General features: G+C 58.6%; 13 protein-coding genes. 6 read left to right on the top strand and 7 right to left on the bottom strand.

What is annotated here, in order from left to right:
• Positions 1–87 precede the first annotated feature (87 nt).
• Positions 88–687: an alpha-ketoglutarate-dependent dioxygenase AlkB gene (locus tag Q1A34_RS08255; RefSeq protein WP_300032912.1), complete on the bottom strand. Its 600-nt coding sequence runs from the start codon at positions 685–687 to the stop codon at positions 88–90.
• Positions 688–898: 211 nt separating this feature from the next.
• Between Q1A34_RS08255 and dnaK the strand changes: the two genes are divergently transcribed.
• Positions 899–2,809, top strand: a complete 1,911-nt coding sequence (dnaK, locus tag Q1A34_RS08260) for a molecular chaperone DnaK (RefSeq protein ID WP_300032915.1) — start codon at positions 899–901, stop codon at positions 2,807–2,809.
• Between the two features lie 77 nt (positions 2,810–2,886).
• Positions 2,887–4,047 (top strand): molecular chaperone DnaJ, encoded by a 1,161-nt coding sequence (gene dnaJ, locus Q1A34_RS08265; RefSeq protein ID WP_300032918.1) that lies wholly within the window; start codon positions 2,887–2,889, stop codon positions 4,045–4,047.
• A gap of 98 nt (positions 4,048–4,145) precedes the next feature.
• On the opposite strand, the gene Q1A34_RS08270 is transcribed toward dnaJ, so the two are convergent.
• From Q1A34_RS08270 to secA, 3 genes are all read right to left on the bottom strand, one after another.
• A complete protein-coding gene (locus Q1A34_RS08270; protein ID WP_300032921.1) occupies positions 4,146–5,705 on the bottom strand; it encodes a phosphate ABC transporter substrate-binding/OmpA family protein in 1,560 nt (519 codons plus the stop codon).
• Positions 5,706–5,727: 22 nt separating this feature from the next.
• Positions 5,728–6,720, bottom strand: coding sequence for a hypothetical protein (locus Q1A34_RS08275; RefSeq protein ID WP_300032924.1), 993 nt, complete (start codon positions 6,718–6,720; stop codon positions 5,728–5,730).
• 103 nt (positions 6,721–6,823) lie between these two features.
• The gene (gene secA / locus Q1A34_RS08280; RefSeq protein WP_300032927.1) at positions 6,824–9,535 is read right to left on the bottom strand and encodes a preprotein translocase subunit SecA; all 2,712 of its coding nucleotides are present in this window, start codon (positions 9,533–9,535) and stop codon (positions 6,824–6,826) included.
• A 174-nt stretch (positions 9,536–9,709) separates the two neighbouring features.
• Between secA and Q1A34_RS08285 the strand changes: the two genes are divergently transcribed.
• The 4 genes from Q1A34_RS08285 (at position 9,710) to Q1A34_RS08300 (ending at position 12,499) form a co-directional block, all read left to right on the top strand.
• Positions 9,710–10,588 (top strand): peptidylprolyl isomerase, encoded by an 879-nt coding sequence (locus Q1A34_RS08285; protein WP_300032929.1) that lies wholly within the window; start codon positions 9,710–9,712, stop codon positions 10,586–10,588.
• Between the two features lie 5 nt (positions 10,589–10,593).
• Positions 10,594–11,820: a bifunctional glutamate N-acetyltransferase/amino-acid acetyltransferase ArgJ gene (gene argJ, locus Q1A34_RS08290; protein WP_300032931.1), complete on the top strand. Its 1,227-nt coding sequence runs from the start codon at positions 10,594–10,596 to the stop codon at positions 11,818–11,820.
• Positions 11,821–11,841: 21 nt separating this feature from the next.
• Complete coding sequence (locus tag Q1A34_RS08295) at positions 11,842–12,240, top strand: (deoxy)nucleoside triphosphate pyrophosphohydrolase (RefSeq protein ID WP_300032934.1); 399 nt, start codon at positions 11,842–11,844, stop codon at positions 12,238–12,240.
• A 112-nt stretch (positions 12,241–12,352) separates the two neighbouring features.
• Positions 12,353–12,499, top strand: coding sequence for a hypothetical protein (locus tag Q1A34_RS08300; RefSeq protein WP_300032937.1), 147 nt, complete (start codon positions 12,353–12,355; stop codon positions 12,497–12,499).
• A 72-nt stretch (positions 12,500–12,571) separates the two neighbouring features.
• Here Q1A34_RS08300 and infB read toward each other — a convergent pair whose 3' ends face one another.
• From infB to nusA, 3 genes are read right to left on the bottom strand one after another with little or no spacing between them, the layout of a single operon-like run.
• Positions 12,572–15,046: a translation initiation factor IF-2 gene (gene infB / locus Q1A34_RS08305; protein WP_300032940.1), complete on the bottom strand. Its 2,475-nt coding sequence runs from the start codon at positions 15,044–15,046 to the stop codon at positions 12,572–12,574.
• Positions 15,047–15,055: 9 nt separating this feature from the next.
• Positions 15,056–15,676 carry an RNA-binding protein gene (locus tag Q1A34_RS08310; RefSeq protein ID WP_300032941.1) on the bottom strand — a complete coding sequence of 207 codons (621 nt, stop codon included), beginning with the start codon at positions 15,674–15,676 and terminating at the stop codon, positions 15,056–15,058.
• A gap of 22 nt (positions 15,677–15,698) precedes the next feature.
• Positions 15,699–17,318 (bottom strand): transcription termination factor NusA, encoded by a 1,620-nt coding sequence (gene nusA / locus Q1A34_RS08315; protein WP_300032943.1) that lies wholly within the window; start codon positions 17,316–17,318, stop codon positions 15,699–15,701.
• Between the last annotated feature and the right edge of the window lie 2 nt (positions 17,319–17,320).

The raw sequence follows: 17,320 nt of genomic DNA on the forward strand, positions 1-17,320 counted from the left end.
TGGCCTTCTTTTGTACGCGCCGGATGCCACAGCACAAGTCGACGTCAGCCATTTGCATAACTTAGTGAACGGCCCGCAAGTTCCGCACTATGTCACGACGCGCAGCGTCAGGTTCAGCCGGCCACCGTTTTCCAGCAGCGACGACGAACCAAAGCGGATACGATCCACACCGTGATACGCGAGACGCGCAGCACCCCCCATCACCACCACATCGCCGCTTTCCAGCCAGACCGACTGCGTTTTGCCACCCCGTTCTGTGCCGCCCATGCGGAACAGCCCGTCATCGCCGAGCGAGACCGAGACAACGGGCCAGTCAAACCCGGCTTCGTCCTTGTCCTGATGCAGGCCCATGCGGGCGCCCTCGCCATAATAATTGATCAGGCAGCACTCGGGCTGGCGGGTCACACCGGAGACCTCATTCCAGATCTTCAGCACAGGGTCGGGTATCGGGGGCCATGCCCCACCTTCCGGATGGGTCGCACTGTAGCGGTACCCCCGACGGTCGGTGATCCAGCCGAAATCACCCGCCGCCGTCATGCGCACGGACATCTGTTGCCCGCGTGGCGTTACGGGCACAAACAGAGGCGCCTGCCGGACCACACCACGCAGCGCCGTCAGCACCGTCTGGCAGGCCTTCCGGTTAAGGAAACCTTTATAAATTTCGAACCCTGCGATGCTCATTTGCATCAATCCCGGCCCTCCTGGCGCTGATCAGTAAAATTTCTTCCCGATTCCCCTCAGGCCGTGCCCTGAAAGGTTGCAGGGCCGCTGACCCCTCCTTATATACCCTGCGAACCGCATGAGGCGACCCGCTTCATGTGTAAACAGATCGGGATCAGGGCGCCGGAACGGGCCCGCGTTCCGTGTCATCGCCTTTAGTTTAAAGAGGGATCAGAAAATGGCCAAAGTGATCGGTATCGACCTTGGAACAACAAACAGCTGCATTGCCATTATGGACGGCTCGCAGCCACGTGTTATCGAAAATGCCGAGGGTGCCCGCACGACACCTTCGATCGTCGCCTTCACCGATGAAGAGCGTCTTGTAGGCCAGCCGGCGAAACGCCAGGCGGTCACAAACCCCGACAATACAATTTTCGGCGTCAAGCGCCTCGTTGGCCGTCGTAATGACGACGCCGATCTTGCCAAGGACAAAAAGAACCTCCCCTTTTCTGTTATCGACGGCGGTAACGGCGATGCATGGGTTGAGGCAAAGGGCGAGAAATACTCCCCCTCGCAGATTTCTGCGTTCATCCTGGGCAAAATGAAAGAAACCGCCGAGAGCTATCTCGGCGAAGACGTGACGCAGGCGGTTATCACTGTCCCCGCGTATTTTAACGACGCACAGCGTCAGGCCACCAAAGACGCAGGCAAAATCGCCGGTCTCGAAGTGCTGCGGATCATCAACGAACCGACAGCTGCGGCGCTGGCTTATGGCCTCGACAAAGAAAACACACAGACAATCGCGGTCTATGACCTTGGCGGCGGTACGTTCGACGTGACCATCCTGGAAATTGACGACGGTCTGTTTGAAGTGAAATCCACCAACGGTGATACTTTCCTGGGTGGTGAAGACTTTGACATGCGCATCGTCAACTACCTCGCCGGTGAGTTCAAAAAGGAGCACCAGGTTGACCTGACACAGGACAAGATGGCCCTGCAGCGTCTGAAAGAAGCCGCTGAAAAAGCCAAGATCGAACTCAGCAGCTCCAGCCAGACAGAGATCAACCAGCCGTTCATTTCGATGGGCGCCAACGGTCAGCCGCTGCACATGGTCATGAAACTGACCCGCTCCAAGCTGGAAAGCCTGGTGGGTGACCTGATCAAGGCCTCGATGAAGCCATGCCAGGCTGCACTGAAAGACGCGGGCCTATCCCCGTCTGACATCGACGAGGTTGTTCTGGTCGGCGGCATGACGCGGATGCCCAAAGTGGTCGAGGAAGTGACCAAATTCTTTGGCAAGGAGCCGCACAAGGGTGTGAACCCGGACGAGGTTGTCGCCATGGGTGCCGCCATTCAGGCCGGTGTTCTGCAAGGCGACGTCAAAGACGTGGTTCTGCTCGACGTCACACCGCTGTCGCTTGGCATCGAAACGCTGGGTGGCGTGTTCACCCGTCTGATCGACCGCAACACAACGATCCCGACCAAAAAGAGCCAGATCTTCTCGACAGCCGAGGACAACCAGAATGCCGTGACCATCCGGGTCTTCCAGGGTGAGCGTGAAATGGCGTCCGACAACAAAATCCTCGGTGCCTTCAACCTGGAAAACATCCCGCCCGCACCGCGCGGTATGCCCCAGATCGAAGTCACCTTTGACATCGACGCAAACGGTATCGTGTCCGTTGGCGCGATGGACAAAGGCACCGGCAAAGAGCAGAAGATCACGATCCAGGCCTCTGGTGGTCTGTCGGATGACGACATCGAGAAAATGGTCAAGGACGCCGAAGAGAACGCGGAAGCCGATAAGGAACGCCGCGAACTGATCGAAGCGAAAAACCAGGCGGAGAGCCTCATTCACTCGACTGAAAAGTCGGTTGAAGAGCATGCCGACAAGGTTGACCCGACCACGGTTGAAGCCATTGAGCTTGCGATTGCAGCACTCAAGGACGAGCTGGAAACGGATAATGCCGACAAGATCAAGTCCGGCATCCAGAACGTGACCGAGGCGGCTATGAAACTTGGCGAGGCCATCTACAAAGCAGCTCAGGAAGAGGGCGAAGATTCGCCTGAAGCCGCAGATGAGCCGCACGGTGGCGACGACGATATCGTCGATGCCGAGTTCGAGGACCTTGACGACGACAAGCGCGCGTAAGCGGCGCGTGATCCGGAACCCCTGCACAGGCCGACCCACGGGGTCGGCCTCTCACGTTCCGGAAAGGGGACACAACCATGGCAAAACGTGACTATTACGACGTGCTCGGGCTGTCCAAGGGTGCCTCTGCGGACGAAATCAAAAAAGGGTATCGCCGCAAAGCCAAAGAGCTGCACCCGGACCGGAATGCCGACAATCCGGAAGCCGAGGCCCAGTTTAAAGAAGCCAACGAGGCCTATGAGGTTCTGAAGGACGCCGAAAAAAAGGCGGCCTATGACCGTTACGGACATGCTGCATTCGAAGGCGGCATGGGCGGCGGTGGCCGCCCCGGCGGCGGATTTGGTGGCGGCCAGGGCGACTTTTCTTCGGCCTTTTCCGATGTTTTTGATGATTTGTTTGGCGATTTCATGGGCGGCCAGCGCGGTGGCGGCGGCGGCGGTGGGCGGCGCGCTTCACGCGGCTCTGACCTGCGCTACAACATGCGCATCGATCTGGAAGAGGCCTTTGCCGGCAGCCAGAAAACAATCAACGTACCCACTTCTGTAAGCTGCACCAGTTGCAGCGGTTCGGGCTCCGAAGGGGGCTCCGAGCCCGCATCCTGCCCGACCTGTTCGGGAATGGGTAAAGTGCGCGCGCAACAGGGCTTCTTTACTGTCGAACGCACCTGTCCGACCTGCTCTGGCCTGGGTCAGATCATCAAAAATCCCTGTAAATCCTGTCAGGGTGCCGGTCGGATCGAAAAAGAGCGCGCGCTGAATGTGAATATTCCCGCCGGTGTCGAAACCGGAACACGCATTCGTCTTGGCGGCGAAGGCGAGGCAGGGATGCGCGGTGGCCCGGCGGGCGATCTCTACATCTTTATTGATGTGGCAGAGCACGAACTCTTCCAGCGCGAAGGCACAAACCTCTATTGCCGCGTGCCTGTCTCGATGGCCAAGGCCGCTCTGGGTGGATCGATCGAAGTACCAACCATTGATGGCGGTCGCGGCCGTGTTCAGATCCCCGCTGGCAGCCAGTCCGGTCGCCAGATGCGGCTGCGGTCCAAAGGTATGCCAGCGCTGCGCGGCGCAGGAACCGGTGACATGTTTATCGAGCTCGCGGTGGAGACACCGGTCAATCTGACATCCCGGCAAAAGGAAATCCTGCAGGAGTTCGATGACCTGTCAGAGAACAACAATCCGGAATCTTCCTCATTCTTTTCGTCCGTCAAAAGTTTCTGGGATTCCATGAAGGGCTGAACCTGTCCAAAAGTCATATCAGACCGGAAAGCCGGGCGGTGCAGACTGCCCGGCTTTTTTGTCAAAACCGTTTCGCCAGAAGCGCCAACCGGACCGCGTTACTTCAACCACACCTCGACACGGCGGTTGGTCAGCCTGCCCCAGGCGCTGCTGTCACAGGCAACTGGCATCGCCTCGCCAAAAGCGTCGGTTTTCAGAATTGCGCGATCCGGGTCAAAAGCCTCGGCCGCGTCCAGCACCGCACGGCGCACGGCCTCTGCCCGCCGCAACGCGATGGACTGATTTGCGAGGGCCGGCCCATCGCCGTCACTGAATCCCACAAATGTCAGCTCTGCTGAATCGTAGCGTCCGCGTTCCAGCGTTTCAGCCAGACGGATGACGTTGGAGCGCGACTGGGCATCCAGACGTGCCGAACCTGCTTCGAACCTGAAGGATGTCGTCAGGCGTTTGCGCGGCCCCAGCACAGAAATCATTCTCTTCAGATCTTCCAGTGTAATCTCTGTCCCGGCGGCCTCTATCGCATTGGCCAGCCGGTCCCCCTGGGCATCCAGGGCCACCAGTTCCGGCGTCTGGTCGACAAATCCGGACCGTCTGATCACCAGCTGCGCCGCTGAAGACGTCGCATAGGAAATGAATTCACGGCCTGTTCTGGGCAGCCTGCGTGCCGGGACATAGAGAAACATCGGTGCGGTAAGCGGGTAATCCTCTGTCTTGATCGTCTGACGCGCCGCCACGAGATTGCGGCCACAGTCACCGCGCAACGACAACACCTGCGCCCGGTCTGTCTCAGCATAGCTTGCGAACCCCAGTGCAAACGGATCTGCGGCCACTGCCTGTGCCACGTCCGTGCCATAGAGATAGCGGCGCACATCAGCGGTGGTTTCAAGGCCTGACGGGCGCATAACCCGGTCTTCGAAGGCCTGCGCGAGCCCCGTATCCGCCCCCGGCGCATAAAGCGTGACCGGCGCGTCCGGACCGCCAAGTTCAGCCCAGTTTGTCAGCCGCCCGGCATAGGCCAGCGCCAGGTTTTCCACCGAGACAGACCGCACCGGGTTCTGGGGCGAGACAACCGGAACCAATCCATCCAGCGCAATGACCCTTGCGCGGCGCGGGCCGGTAATGTCACCCATTCCGGCCTCCACCGCCCTTTGCTGTTCATCCCGGCGTATTTCGCGCAGGGCCATGACTATATCGGCCTCATTGGCCAGAAGGTCCGCAAAGCCTTCATCCGTGTTCGTCAGGCGAAAGAAAAAGCGGGCAACCGTTTTGCCGGTCTGGTCATCGGTCAGAGTGTAGTCTTCGTGAGATGCATCCTGTTTGAGACGCGCAACCGTGTATCCGTTGCGCTGCGCGAAACTGTCGATCAGCGCTGGCATCATCACAGCGCCCATCGAAGCCGCACCCGAAATGCGGATTTCTGCCACGTAGTCGTCGAGGCTGGGGCAGGCCGGGCCTTCGCAGGTGACACCGGAACCATCGACTGTCAGCTCACCGTAGATGGTCTCAAGCCGGTAGAATTCGCCGTCAAAGCCCAGCAGTGTGCCGGAAACCTGCACTTGCCCATCGCGCGACATCAGCGTTACGTCCCCGGCCTGTACCGGACCGCAGAGCGCCGACAGAAAAAATGCAGCGCTGAACGCTGCATGCAGGATTTTCATAGAGACAGCGCCTCGCCGCAGATCAGTTGCTGGCGAGTTTCAGGTCTCCGAGCGGGTTTTTCAACACCAGAAAGTCACCGACCGCATCACAGGACGGCACATCAATGCTCAGATCACGCACCACTGGCAATCCGCCGCGGGAAACGCGTACCGCCGTGGCATCCACATGGGTGCCACAGTTGGACAGGGTGACCTCGGTCTCGATGCTGAGTGCAACCGCATCCACAGCGCGCGAGGTCTCGGCCGGATATGTATAGACCTCTGTCATCAGGCGATCTTTGTTCCGGGCGTCGCCCAGCACAGTCACAAAACCGCCGTTTCCGTCTGTCAGCGCAGATACGTGGCGGGGGGAGCCCTGCCAGACATGGCCAGCGTCACCATAGTCTGCACCATATTCACGCGCGTGGATCTGCACCCCCGTGTCACCGACGCCCTGGACAAGCACCCGGTCATACAGGCCGACGGTCGGAACGGAACCAGCAGCTTCAATGCTCTTGCCGTTTTCAAAAGAGAAGGAAAACACAGCATCGCTGGTCAGTGCGGGCACCGCGATGGAAAGTGTGCCTTCTGCACCGATTATTTCGTCAAAAACGATATTCTGATGGGTAATCGTGACGGTCTGACCGGCAAGGCACGCAGCTTTCAGGTGCAACATCACCATGGCACCGGGCTGGGTCTCGGCACGGGCTGATGTGGGGCACGCGGATCGGATCGTATACTGGGCGGTGTCAGTTTTCGTAGCCGGAGGCTCAGGATCGGCAGCGACCGCTGCTTCTGCCTGCGGAATACCGGCAGACGTAAGCGTGATATCGTGCACATCCAGCACCGAACTTTCCGGTACCTGATCTTTTCTGAGATCCGCGGGTTGCCCCACACTGACAATACCACTGTGTGCGACCTGCACCTGATCCCCGTATCGCTGCTGAGCGGCATCGCCGCTTTGCATAACGAAACCGATACCCAACGCGCAGGCCAGTGTGCCCGCTGCTGTCATGATCTCAGTCCGATGAGACATTTTACGATCCTTCTTCACTTCTTAATAAAGGTTAATAAATCGTAAACGGGGCTCACGTATGACGTGTATTGGCTTTCATTTTGTCAAAAATAAGGCAGGCCTGTCAGGTCAGACGACCATGACAGTGCTTGAATTTCTTACCAGATCCGCAGGGGCATGCCTCATTTCTGCCAGGATTGCCCCAGGTAGAAGGGTCATTTTCCACAAACCCCTCTGCCGCATTTCCGGGATCGGCCACTGCTTCGTCTGCCACGGCACCCGCAGCGGCAGCTGCAGCCGTTGCAGCGGCCTGCTGCGCGCGGATCTGTTCAACCATCTGCTGTTGTTCTTCCTCGGACAGCGGACGGATCTGAGAAAGCTTCTGCGTCACTTCTTCCCGGAGACTGTCGAGCATGCTTTCAAAGAGCTGGAATGATTCATTCTTGTATTCGTTCAGTGGGTCGCGCTGCGCATAGCCCCTGAAACCAACAACCGATCGCAGATGCTCCAGCGTCAGCAGATGTTCGCGCCATTTTGCATCAATCGCCTGGAGCAGGAGCTGCTTTTCAATGTTGCGCATGTTCTCGGGGCCGAACTGCGACGCCTTTTCCGCCATATAGGCGTCTGAGGCCTCGACCAGCCGTTCGCGGATCACATCGTCATCTGCGCCCTCTTCTTCGGTCCAGTCTGTCACGGGTACGTCAATGTTCAGCTGCTCTCCGACCGCCAGGTTGAGACCATCGGAATCCCACTGATCCGCATATGTATTGGGCGGCAGATAGGTATCAATCAGATCATCAATGACCTGATGGCGCATATCCGTCGTGATCTCTGAAAGATCCGCTGCCTCCATAATCTCGCGGCGCTGTCCAAACACGACTTTACGCTGCTCGTTCATCACGTCGTCGAATTTGAGAAGCTGCTTGCGGATATCAAAGTTGCGGCCTTCGACCTTGGCCTGCGCGCGTTCCAGAGACTTGTTGACCCAGGGATGAACAATCGCCTCGCCTTCTTTCAGGCCGAGCGTTTTGAGAACTTTTTCCAGACGCTCTGACCCAAAGATTCGCATCAGGTCATCTTCGAGGCTCAGATAGAACGACGAACGGCCCGGGTCACCCTGGCGGCCCGACCGGCCGCGCAGCTGGTTGTCGATGCGGCGGCTCTCGTGGCGTTCAGAGGCCAGAACATAAAGCCCACCGGCCTCCAGCACTTTTTTCTTTTCATCGGCATGCGAGGCTTCGATCCTGACGCGGAGTGCTTCGGGATCCGCCTCGGGATCTGCGGTCACAGCCTCCATGACCTGCAGGTCCACATTACCGCCCAGCTGAATGTCCGTACCGCGGCCGGCCATGTTGGTCGCGATCGTCACAGCAGCCAGTTTCCCAGCGTCGGCCACGATCTGCGCTTCCTGCTCGTGCTGGCGCGCGTTCAGAACATTATGCTCGATCCCGGCCTGGGTCAGCATGTTGCTGAGCATCTCGGATTTTTCGATGGACGTGGTGCCGACCAGAACCGGCTGGCCCTTGGCGTGGCTTATCTTGATCTGTTCGATCATCGCCTCGTATTTCTCGCGCGCGGTGCTGTAGACCTGATCATCCTCGTCCACACGGGCGATGGGTTTATTCGTCGGAATCTCGACCACGCCGAGCCCGTAGATCTCCATGAACTCCTCGGCCTCGGTCAGCGCAGTGCCGGTCATACCCGCCAGCTTGTTATAAAGGCGGAAATAATTCTGGAAGGTCACAGAGGCCAGAGTGACGTTTTCGGGTTTGATGGAAACGTTCTCTTTCGCCTCGATCGCCTGATGCAGCCCGTCCGACAAACGGCGTCCGGGCATCATACGGCCGGTGAATTCGTCAATCAGAACCACTTCGCCGTCGCGGACAATATAGTCTTTGTCCCGCATGAACAGCTTGTGCGCGCGCAGACCCTGGTTGATGTGGTGCACCACAGTCGTGCTTTCCGGATCATAGAGCGACTGCTCTTCTTCCAGCAGCTCGTTCTTGCGCAGCAGGTCCTCAAGGAACTCGTTCCCCTCATCCGTAAAGGTCACATTGCGGGTCTTTTCGTCGAGCTCAAAGTGCTCGTCAGACAGAGACGGGATAACCGCATCAATTGTCTTGTACATGTCCGACCGGTCCTGGGAAGGGCCGGAAATGATGAGAGGCGTCCGTGCCTCATCAATCAGAATGCTGTCAACTTCGTCCACAATCGCAAAGTTGTGCTTTTTCTGGAAAATCTGGTTCAGCTCCGAGCGCATGTTGTCGCGCAGATAATCAAAACCAAGCTCGTTGTTCGTCGCATATGTAATGTCGCTGTCATATGCGGCGCGTTTTTCGTCTTCGGGCATGTTGGAATAGGCGACGCCGGTGGTCATCCCAAGCGCGCCGAAAACATTGCCCATCCAGGCCGCATCGCGTTTGGCCAGGTATTCGTTCACGGTAACGATATGCACGCCATCGCCCGTCAGCGCATTAAGGTAGGCCGCAAACGTCGCGGTCAGTGTCTTGCCTTCGCCCGTCTTCTGCTCGGCAATGTTACCCCGGTGCAGGAACACGGCACCAATAAGCTGTGTGTCAAACGCCCGCAGCCCCAGCGAACGCCGTGCAGCCTCGCGGCAGTTGGCAAAGGCTTCGGGCAAAAGCGCATCCAGGCTTTCGCCATCTTTTGCGCGCTGACGCAGTTCCTCTGTCCTGGAAACGATGCCCTCGTCCGTGAGCTTTTCGAACTCCGGCTCCAGGTCGTTGATCTGCGCGATCAGCGGTCGGGTTGCTTTAATCTTTCGGTCGTTCGGCGTGCCAAAGATTTTTTTTGTTATCGTTCCGATACCCAGCATGCGTTCTCCAGCCGAAGTTTTAGTGTCAGGCGCTGATCTGCTTGCTCGTCCGCGGCGCAGCCCATAGAGATAATGTGAACGCCGGTCTCTTGTGGCGCCCATAGGGCGATGTAAGGGTCACGCCAAACCGTGTCAATGTCGCGCCCCACCGTGACCCGTTTATAGGATCAAAACATGTTTTATCATCGCAGGTTTATCACTTCAGCAGCGCTTGTGGCATTGCTCGCCCTGCCCGCCCAGGCGCAGGACACCACAACGACAACAGAAACAGCGCCTGATCCTGACGCGTTCACAGTCCTGGCCACCGTCGGGAACGAGGACATCACCCTGGGGCATGTGATCGCGGCTCTCGCGCTGCTGCCACCCGAGTATCATCAACTCAGCGATGAGCAACTCTATGATGGCCTGCTGGCGCAGCTGATCCAGCAGTCCGTTCTGGCCCAGAGCTTCGAGGAGGAGCTGCCAACACGGCTCGTCATGCAGCTGGAAAACGAAAAACGCGCACTGGTTGCACGCGAGGTTGTCGACGATGCAGTTTCCAGCCGGCTGACCGAGGAACGCATCGCGGCGCGCTATGACGAAACATTCGGCAACATCCAGCCAGAGCCCGAATACAATGCCTCTCATATCCTGGTGGAAACCGAAGAAGAGGCGCTGAAGGTGATTGAAGCGATTAATAATGGTGCAGATTTTGCGGAAACCGCCCGGGAATTCTCCACGGGCCCCTCTGGTCCGAACGGCGGCAGCCTTGGCTGGTTCGGCGCCGGCATGATGGTTCCTCAGTTCGAGGCCGCAACCATCGCCCTGGCCGTTGAAGAGGTCTCTGGCCCGGTGGAAACACAGTTTGGCTGGCATGTAATCCGTCTGAATGACACACGCTCCAAGAACATCCCCACGCTTGAAGACGCCCGTCCAGATATTGAAGCTAAGCTGAGCGAGGAAATTGCCTACGACTATGTTGATAGAATCACGGACGAAGCAAGCGTCACAACAGGTCCGGGTGACACGATAGACCGCTCGTGGATCCGGCGTCAGGATCTGCTGGAGAACTGAGGCAGATGGCGACCGAGATGCCTGTTTCGCCGCTTGCACCGGCCTCTTTCCCGGACCTTCCCCGCATTGAAGGCGTCCGGTTCTCGACCGTTGCTGCGGGTGTGAAATACACCGGCAGAACAGATGTCATGCTGGCTCTGCTCGATCCCGGCGCTGTTATTGCCGGGGTCTTTACCCGGTCGGCCACCCGGTCAGCACCTGTGCTGGACTGTCAGGAAAAGCTGGGTGGCGCGTCTGGTCCCGGTGCAGCGATTCTTGTGAATTCCGGCAACTCCAATGCTTTCACCGGGCGCAATGGCACCGAGGCTGTGCGCGCGATTACCCGGGCCACGGCCAGTGCCTGCAATGTGCCGGAAGAGCGCGTTTTCACCTCGTCAACGGGCGTGATCGGCGAGCCGCTGCCGTTTGACCGGATCACGGCGCATCTGGAAACCCTGGCAGACACAGTCAGCGCAGACAGTATAGAGGCCGCGGCCCGCGCAATCATGACCACGGACACATTTGCAAAGGGTGCGGGCACCACGGTCAACATTGACGGGCAACCGGTCCGGATCGTGGGCATTGCCAAGGGGTCAGGTATGATCGCGCCTGATATGGCCACGATGCTGGTCTATATCTTTACAGATGCCGTCATTTCGCAGGTTGATCTGCAAAAACTGGTATCCGCCCACAACGAAGTGACATTCAACAGCATCACTGTGGACAGCGACACCTCTACCTCTGACACGCTGCTCGTGGCAGCGACCGGCAAATCGGGTACGGATGTCACCGGTAACAGCGCTTTTTCGGATGCGCTGCACGGGGTGATGCTGGATCTGGCGCATCAGGTTGTACGGGATGGTGAAGGCGCGACAAAGTTCGTGGAAATCACCGTCACAGGTGCCGAAACGGACACCGACGCGCGTATCCACGCTCTGTCGGTTGCAAATTCTCCGCTGGTGAAAACGGCGATTGCTGGTGAGGACCCGAACTGGGGGCGCGTCGTGATGGCCATCGGAAAATCCGGTGCCCCTGCTGACCGGGATCGCCTGTCGATCCGTTTTGGCGATGTGACCGTCGCAGAGAGCGGGTGGGTCAGCCCCGGTTATGACGAAGCCGAGGCAGCCGCGCATATGAAAGGCCAGGATCTGAGGATTTCGGTTGATATCGGCATGGGTCAGGGTGCGGCCACAGTCTGGACCTGCGATCTGACGCATGGGTACATCGCGATCAATGCTGACTACCGGTCCTGACTTCTGCCCAAAGGAAACAAGATGAAAGTTGTACTGGTTTCGGCCGTGGCGCTGATTGATCCCGAAGGCAGGGTCCTTATCGCGCAGCGTCCCGAGGGGAAATCAATGGCTGGTCTCTGGGAGTTTCCGGGCGGCAAAGTCGAGCAAGGCGAAACGCCGGAGGCGGCGCTGATCCGTGAATTGGAAGAGGAACTGGGCATCAATACATGGGCGTCGTGCCTCGCACCGCTTACTTTTGCCAGTCACAGTTATGATGACTTCCATCTGCTGATGCCGCTGTTTGCCTGCCGCAAATGGGAAGGCATCCCGGTGTCCCGGGAAAATCAGACCCTGAAATGGGTACGGCCTGACGAAATGCGGCAATATCCTATGCCGGCAGCCGATATTCCACTGATCCCCATCCTGCGCGACTGGCTCTGATAGGCGGAAATCCACCTGGTCCCGATCACTTTCTTAACATGGTTAAAATTCTTCATGGATTGTTAACAAATTTTCTCTACCTTAAGGGGAAGTTTTTCTGGGGAGAAAAATTATGCTTCGCACCATCACTATCGGGAGCGCAGTATCGGTACAGGGCATTTACGTCAGGGATTTTCCTGATGGCCGCATCGCTGTGAAAGTGGACGATGAGATCTATACCGGTACTCCGGTCGCGAGAGCCGCAGACAAACTGCACTAAGGCGCACCAGCAATAAAGAAAAAGGGACGGTTTTGACCGTCCCTTTTATTTTGTCCACATTTTCGGCTGCTATCAGGTCAGCGTACGCGTGACTTCCTCGCGCTCGAAAATCTCGATCACGTCATCGGCGCGGATATCGTCATAGTTCTCGAACGCCATACCGCATTCCTGGCCTGACTGAACTTCCGCCACTTCGTCCTTGAAGCGTTTCAGTGTTTTCAGCGTACCTTCGTGGATCACTACGTTGTCACGCAGCAGACGCACACCTGCCGAACGGCGGGCAACACCTTCGGTTACAAGACAACCGGCAACTTTGCCAACACCTGTGACCTTGAACACTTCCTTGATTGTCGCATAACCGATGAAGTTCTCGCGGATTTCAGCACTCAGGAGACCAGAAGCCGCCGCCTTCACATCGTCGACCAGGTCGTAGATTACCGAGTAATAACGGATCTCCACGCTTTTCTGGTTCGCCGTGTTCCGGGCAGACGCATTGGCACGGACGTTGAAACCCATGATCGGCGCATTCGATGCTTCCGCCAGGCCTACGTCCGTCTCGGTGATCGCACCGACGCCGGAGTGCAGTACGCGCACGCGCACCTCGTCGTTTCCGATCTTCTCCATCGCCTGAACGATCGCTTCAGCAGAGCCCTGAACGTCGGCCTTCACCAGGATCGGCAGCTCAGACACGTTTTCGTCGGCCTTGGCATTCGCCATCAGCTGCTCAAGCGTCGTTGCGGCACCGGCAGCGGCGCGTTTGTCTTTTGCAGCCTGCTCACGGTATTCGGCAATCTCGCGCGCCTGGGCTTCAGTCTCGGTGACATTCAGCACATCACCCGCTTCCGGTGTGCCATTCAGACCCAGAACCTCGACAGGAACCGATGGACCGGCTTCCTTGACGCGTTCGCCCTTGTCGTTGATCAGCGCACGGACCTTACCGTACTGCTCACCCACAACAAAGATATCGCCCTGACGCAGCGTACCGTTCTGAACAAGAACCGTCGCAACAGGTCCGCGACCCACGTCAAGCTGCGCCTCGATCACCGCACCGACAGCCGCCCGGTTTGCATTGGCTTTCAGCTCCAGGATTTCTGCCTGCAGCGCAATCGCCTCGAGCAGCTCATCAAGGCCCTGGCCTGTGATGGCCGAAACCTCAACGTCCTGCACGTCACCGGACATCTTTTCAACGATGACCTCGTGCTGCAGAAGATCGGTACGTACTTTGTCCGGATCAGCAGCGGGACGGTCGATCTTGTTGATCGCCACAATCATCGGCACTTCTGCCGCCTTGGCGTGGTTGATCGCCTCGATTGTCTGCGGCATGACCGCGTCATCCGCGGCAACCACCAGAACAACGATATCCGTCACCTGCGCACCGCGGGACCGCATCGAGGTAAAGGCAGCGTGGCCCGGCGTGTCGAGGAAGCTCAGCAGCTGACCACCATCGGTTTTCACCTGATAAGCGCCGATGTGCTGGGTGATCCCGCCCGCTTCGCCCGCAACAACCTTGGCATTCCGGATCGCATCCAGAAGCGAGGTCTTACCATGGTCCACGTGGCCCATGATCGTGATGACCGGAGGACGGGCGCTGAGGTCTTTGTCGTCGTCCTCGATCTCCTTGATCACGTCCTCAACATCCGAATCAGAAACACGCACCACCTTGTGGCCGAATTCCTCGACGATCAGTTCCGCCGTGTCCTGGTCGATGGTCTGGTTCTGCGTAACCATCATACCGTTGTTCATCAGCGCTTTGACGACCGCACCAACTTTTTCGGACATACGGTTTGCCAGTTCGGAAACGACAATCGCCTCGGGTACCTGAACATCACGCACAACCTTTTCACGCTCGACCTGACCGCCCATGGCTTTTTGCCGTGCACGTTCCTGCTTGCGCTTCATCGCGGCCATCGAGCGCTGACGACCACCCTCGCCGCCCGAAAGCGCCTGGTTCAGGGTCAGCTTGCCAGAGCGACGGTTGTCGTCCCCGCCTTTGTTGCCGCGTTTATTGTCACGCTCGCGTTCCTGCTTGCGCGGTGCCGGGTCGGGCGCCTTGGTGCTGGTCGGGCGCTGCACAACCGGTTCGGGCGCGGGTGCGGCTGCTGCTTTCGCGGCGGCTTCGGCCTCTTCCTGACGACGCTTGTCTTCTTCGGCCTTGGCCTTGAGGTTCTCCTCGCGTTCACGCTCTTCGCGCTCGCGGGCTTCCTGCTCGGCCCGGCGGCGTTCACGGTCTTCGGCGCGTGCTTTTTCTTCTGCTTCGCGTGCAGCGGCCTCTTCGACCTCGCGCGCTTTGGCAGCCTGCACCGCCTTCAGACGGCGTTCCATTTCCGCATCGCTGATGCCGGCAGGGCGCCTGGACGGATCGCCCAGTGCCGCAGTTGCACCGCCACCTGTTTTCGCGGCACCCGCTTTGGGCACCACAACGCGTTTGCGTTTGGTCTCAACCACGACGTTCTTGGTCCGTCCGTGGCTAAAGCTTTGCTTTACGTTGCCCGGACGCGCGCCACCGCCGCGCAGACCCAATGTTTTCTTGCCGTCAGTATCGCTCATGAAGCTCGTCTATCCTTTCGGGCGGCCGTTGCCACCCTCGTTTTTGCGCACGCCTTTTAGTCGCTGGGCTTCCTCTACAACACGTTGCGTGAGTCCACCAGAGGCGAGCGCCCCATGTATCACAGTTTGGCGTCCGAATGCCAAACCCAATTCGTCAGCTGTCAGCCAGCCGATGTACGTCCCGAAATGAGGCGTACTCAGTTTCGATTTTCCGCGTCCCGATCCGTCACTGGCCTGGATCAGCACCTCGGCCTCTTCCATCTGCAGCCAGCTTTTGACCTTTTCATATCCGGCCACGGCCTTACCGGCTTTGCGTTGAAGCGAAATAAGCTCCACCACGCGGTGCGCCAGCTGCCGCTCAACTTCCTGGACCAGCGTATCCGGCACGGTGACCTGTGCTTTTGCGCCGCGCGAAAACAGCCGCTTTCTGGCCGCCGTTTCAAGCGCATCACGATCGGCTGCAACCCAGATACCGCGCCCGGGCAGTTTGCCCAGGATATCCGGCACGATCTGGTTGTCCGGGCCCACCACAAACCGGATCAGCCCGTGCTTTGGCTGCACCTCACCCGTGGCAATGCACTTGCGATCAGGACCGTCGGACCGGTCTTTTGGAGCGCCACCGCGACCCATCAGGTGACCCCGAGGCCTGAGATCAGACCTCGGATCCCTCCGCTTCTTCTTCGGCGTCAGCTTCTTCTGCGTTGGCTTCGAGATCCGCAGGGTCCACCCATCCCAGCAGGACACGGGCGGTCATGATCAGCTGTTGTGCTTCCTCAAGCGACACATCAAAGGGCTCCAGCACGCCATCGTCTTTGACCCGTTCGCCATCGACCGTTGTCCAGCCGCCGGCCAGTTCCCAGTCAGCGCAGGTTGCAAAGTCTTCAAGCGTTTTCACGTCGTCCTTGGCCAGCGCTTCAATCATCTGGGGTGTCAGGCCCTCAAATTCAACCAGGCTGTCCTCGACACCCATGCTGCGGGCGTTCTCAAGCGCTGCTTTGTTCTGCGCTTCCAGGACGTCGCGGGCACGCGCCTGCAGTTCGTTGGCGGTGTCTTCGTCCACACCGTCGATAACCAGCAGTTCGTCCAGCTCGACGTATGCAACTTCTTCCAGGTTCGAGAACCCTTCGGAAACAAGCAGTTGCGCAAAGAATTCGTCGAGATCCAGGTTGTCGACGAACAGTTTGGTGCGCAGCTCGAACTCGGCCTGACGGCGCGCGCTTTCCTGCTCTTCGGTCATGATGTCAATGTCGAGACCCGTCAGCTGCGACGCCAGACGCACGTTCTGACCCCGGCGGCCAATCGCAAGGCTCAGCTGCTCTTCGGGGACGACGACCTCGATCTTGCCGGCTTCCTCGTCCAGAACCACCTTGGACACTTCGGCAGGTTGCAGCGCGTTCACCAGGAAGGTCGGCTGGTCTTCGTTCCACGGGATGATGTCGATCTTTTCGCCCTGCAGTTCGTTCACAACGGCCTGCACGCGCGATCCGCGCATACCAACACAGGCACCCACCGGGTCAATCGAGTTGTCATATGAAATCACAGCGATCTTGGCGCGGCTGCCCGGGTCCCGGGCCACGGCCTTGATCTCGATGATGCCGTCGTAAATCTCCGGCACTTCCATTTTGAACAGCTCCGCCATGAATTCCGGCGCCGTGCGGCTCAGGAAAATCTGCGGGCCACGCTGTTCGCGGCGCACATCCTTGATATAGACGCGGATCCGGTCATTCGGGCGATAGCTCTCGCGGCCGATCTTTTCGTTGCGGCGCAGGATCGCCTCGCCGGCACCGACATCAACAATAACGTTGCCGTATTCCTCGCGCTTGACCAGACCGTTGATGATCGTCCCTGCGCGGTCTTTGAATTCCTCGAACTGGCGGTCACGCTCGGCTTCGCGCACCTTTTGCAGAATGACCTGCTTGGCGGATTGTGCAGCAATCCGGCCCATCTCGACCGGAGGGACCTCTTCGATCAGCTGCTGGCCGACCTCGGGGTTTTCCATGTACTGCTTAGCCTGCTCGACAGTGAACTCCGCCTGGTAGTTCTCCAGCTCTTCGTCCTCGACCACGGTGCGCACGCGGGTGAACGTCGCCTTGCCCGTCTTGCGATCGATGGACACGCGGATGTCCATTTCTGCGCCGTAACGGGACTTGGCTGCACGGGCGAGTGATTCTTCCATCGCCTCGACCACCAGTCCTGGGTCAATCATTTTCTCGCGGGCCACCGCCTCGGCGGTTTGCAGCAGCTCAAGCTGGTTGGCAGATGTAATGGCCATGT

Origin of the sequence: uncultured Roseobacter sp., from assembly GCF_947491795.1 — a bacterium.
Taxonomy (GTDB): domain Bacteria; phylum Pseudomonadota; class Alphaproteobacteria; order Rhodobacterales; family Rhodobacteraceae; genus Roseobacter.

Bases quoted from the DNA above. Each gene is read 5' to 3' on its own strand.
- Q1A34_RS08255 (WP_300032912.1), bottom strand. From the start codon at position 687: ATGCAAATGAGCATCGCAGGGTTCGAAATTTATAAAGGTTTCCTTAAC.
- dnaK (WP_300032915.1), top strand. From the start codon at position 899: ATGGCCAAAGTGATCGGTATCGACCTTGGAACAACAAACAGCTGCATT.
- dnaJ (WP_300032918.1), top strand. From the start codon at position 2,887: ATGGCAAAACGTGACTATTACGACGTGCTCGGGCTGTCCAAGGGTGCC.
- Q1A34_RS08270 (WP_300032921.1), bottom strand. From the start codon at position 5,705: ATGAAAATCCTGCATGCAGCGTTCAGCGCTGCATTTTTTCTGTCGGCG.
- Q1A34_RS08275 (WP_300032924.1), bottom strand. From the start codon at position 6,720: ATGTCTCATCGGACTGAGATCATGACAGCAGCGGGCACACTGGCCTGC.
- secA (WP_300032927.1), bottom strand. From the start codon at position 9,535: ATGCTGGGTATCGGAACGATAACAAAAAAAATCTTTGGCACGCCGAAC.
- Q1A34_RS08285 (WP_300032929.1), top strand. From the start codon at position 9,710: ATGTTTTATCATCGCAGGTTTATCACTTCAGCAGCGCTTGTGGCATTG.
- argJ (WP_300032931.1), top strand. From the start codon at position 10,594: ATGGCGACCGAGATGCCTGTTTCGCCGCTTGCACCGGCCTCTTTCCCG.
- Q1A34_RS08295 (WP_300032934.1), top strand. From the start codon at position 11,842: ATGAAAGTTGTACTGGTTTCGGCCGTGGCGCTGATTGATCCCGAAGGC.
- Q1A34_RS08300 (WP_300032937.1), top strand. From the start codon at position 12,353: ATGCTTCGCACCATCACTATCGGGAGCGCAGTATCGGTACAGGGCATT.
- infB (WP_300032940.1), bottom strand. From the start codon at position 15,046: ATGAGCGATACTGACGGCAAGAAAACATTGGGTCTGCGCGGCGGTGGC.
- Q1A34_RS08310 (WP_300032941.1), bottom strand. From the start codon at position 15,676: ATGGGTCGCGGTGGCGCTCCAAAAGACCGGTCCGACGGTCCTGATCGC.
- nusA (WP_300032943.1), bottom strand. From the start codon at position 17,318: ATGGCCATTACATCTGCCAACCAGCTTGAGCTGCTGCAAACCGCCGAG.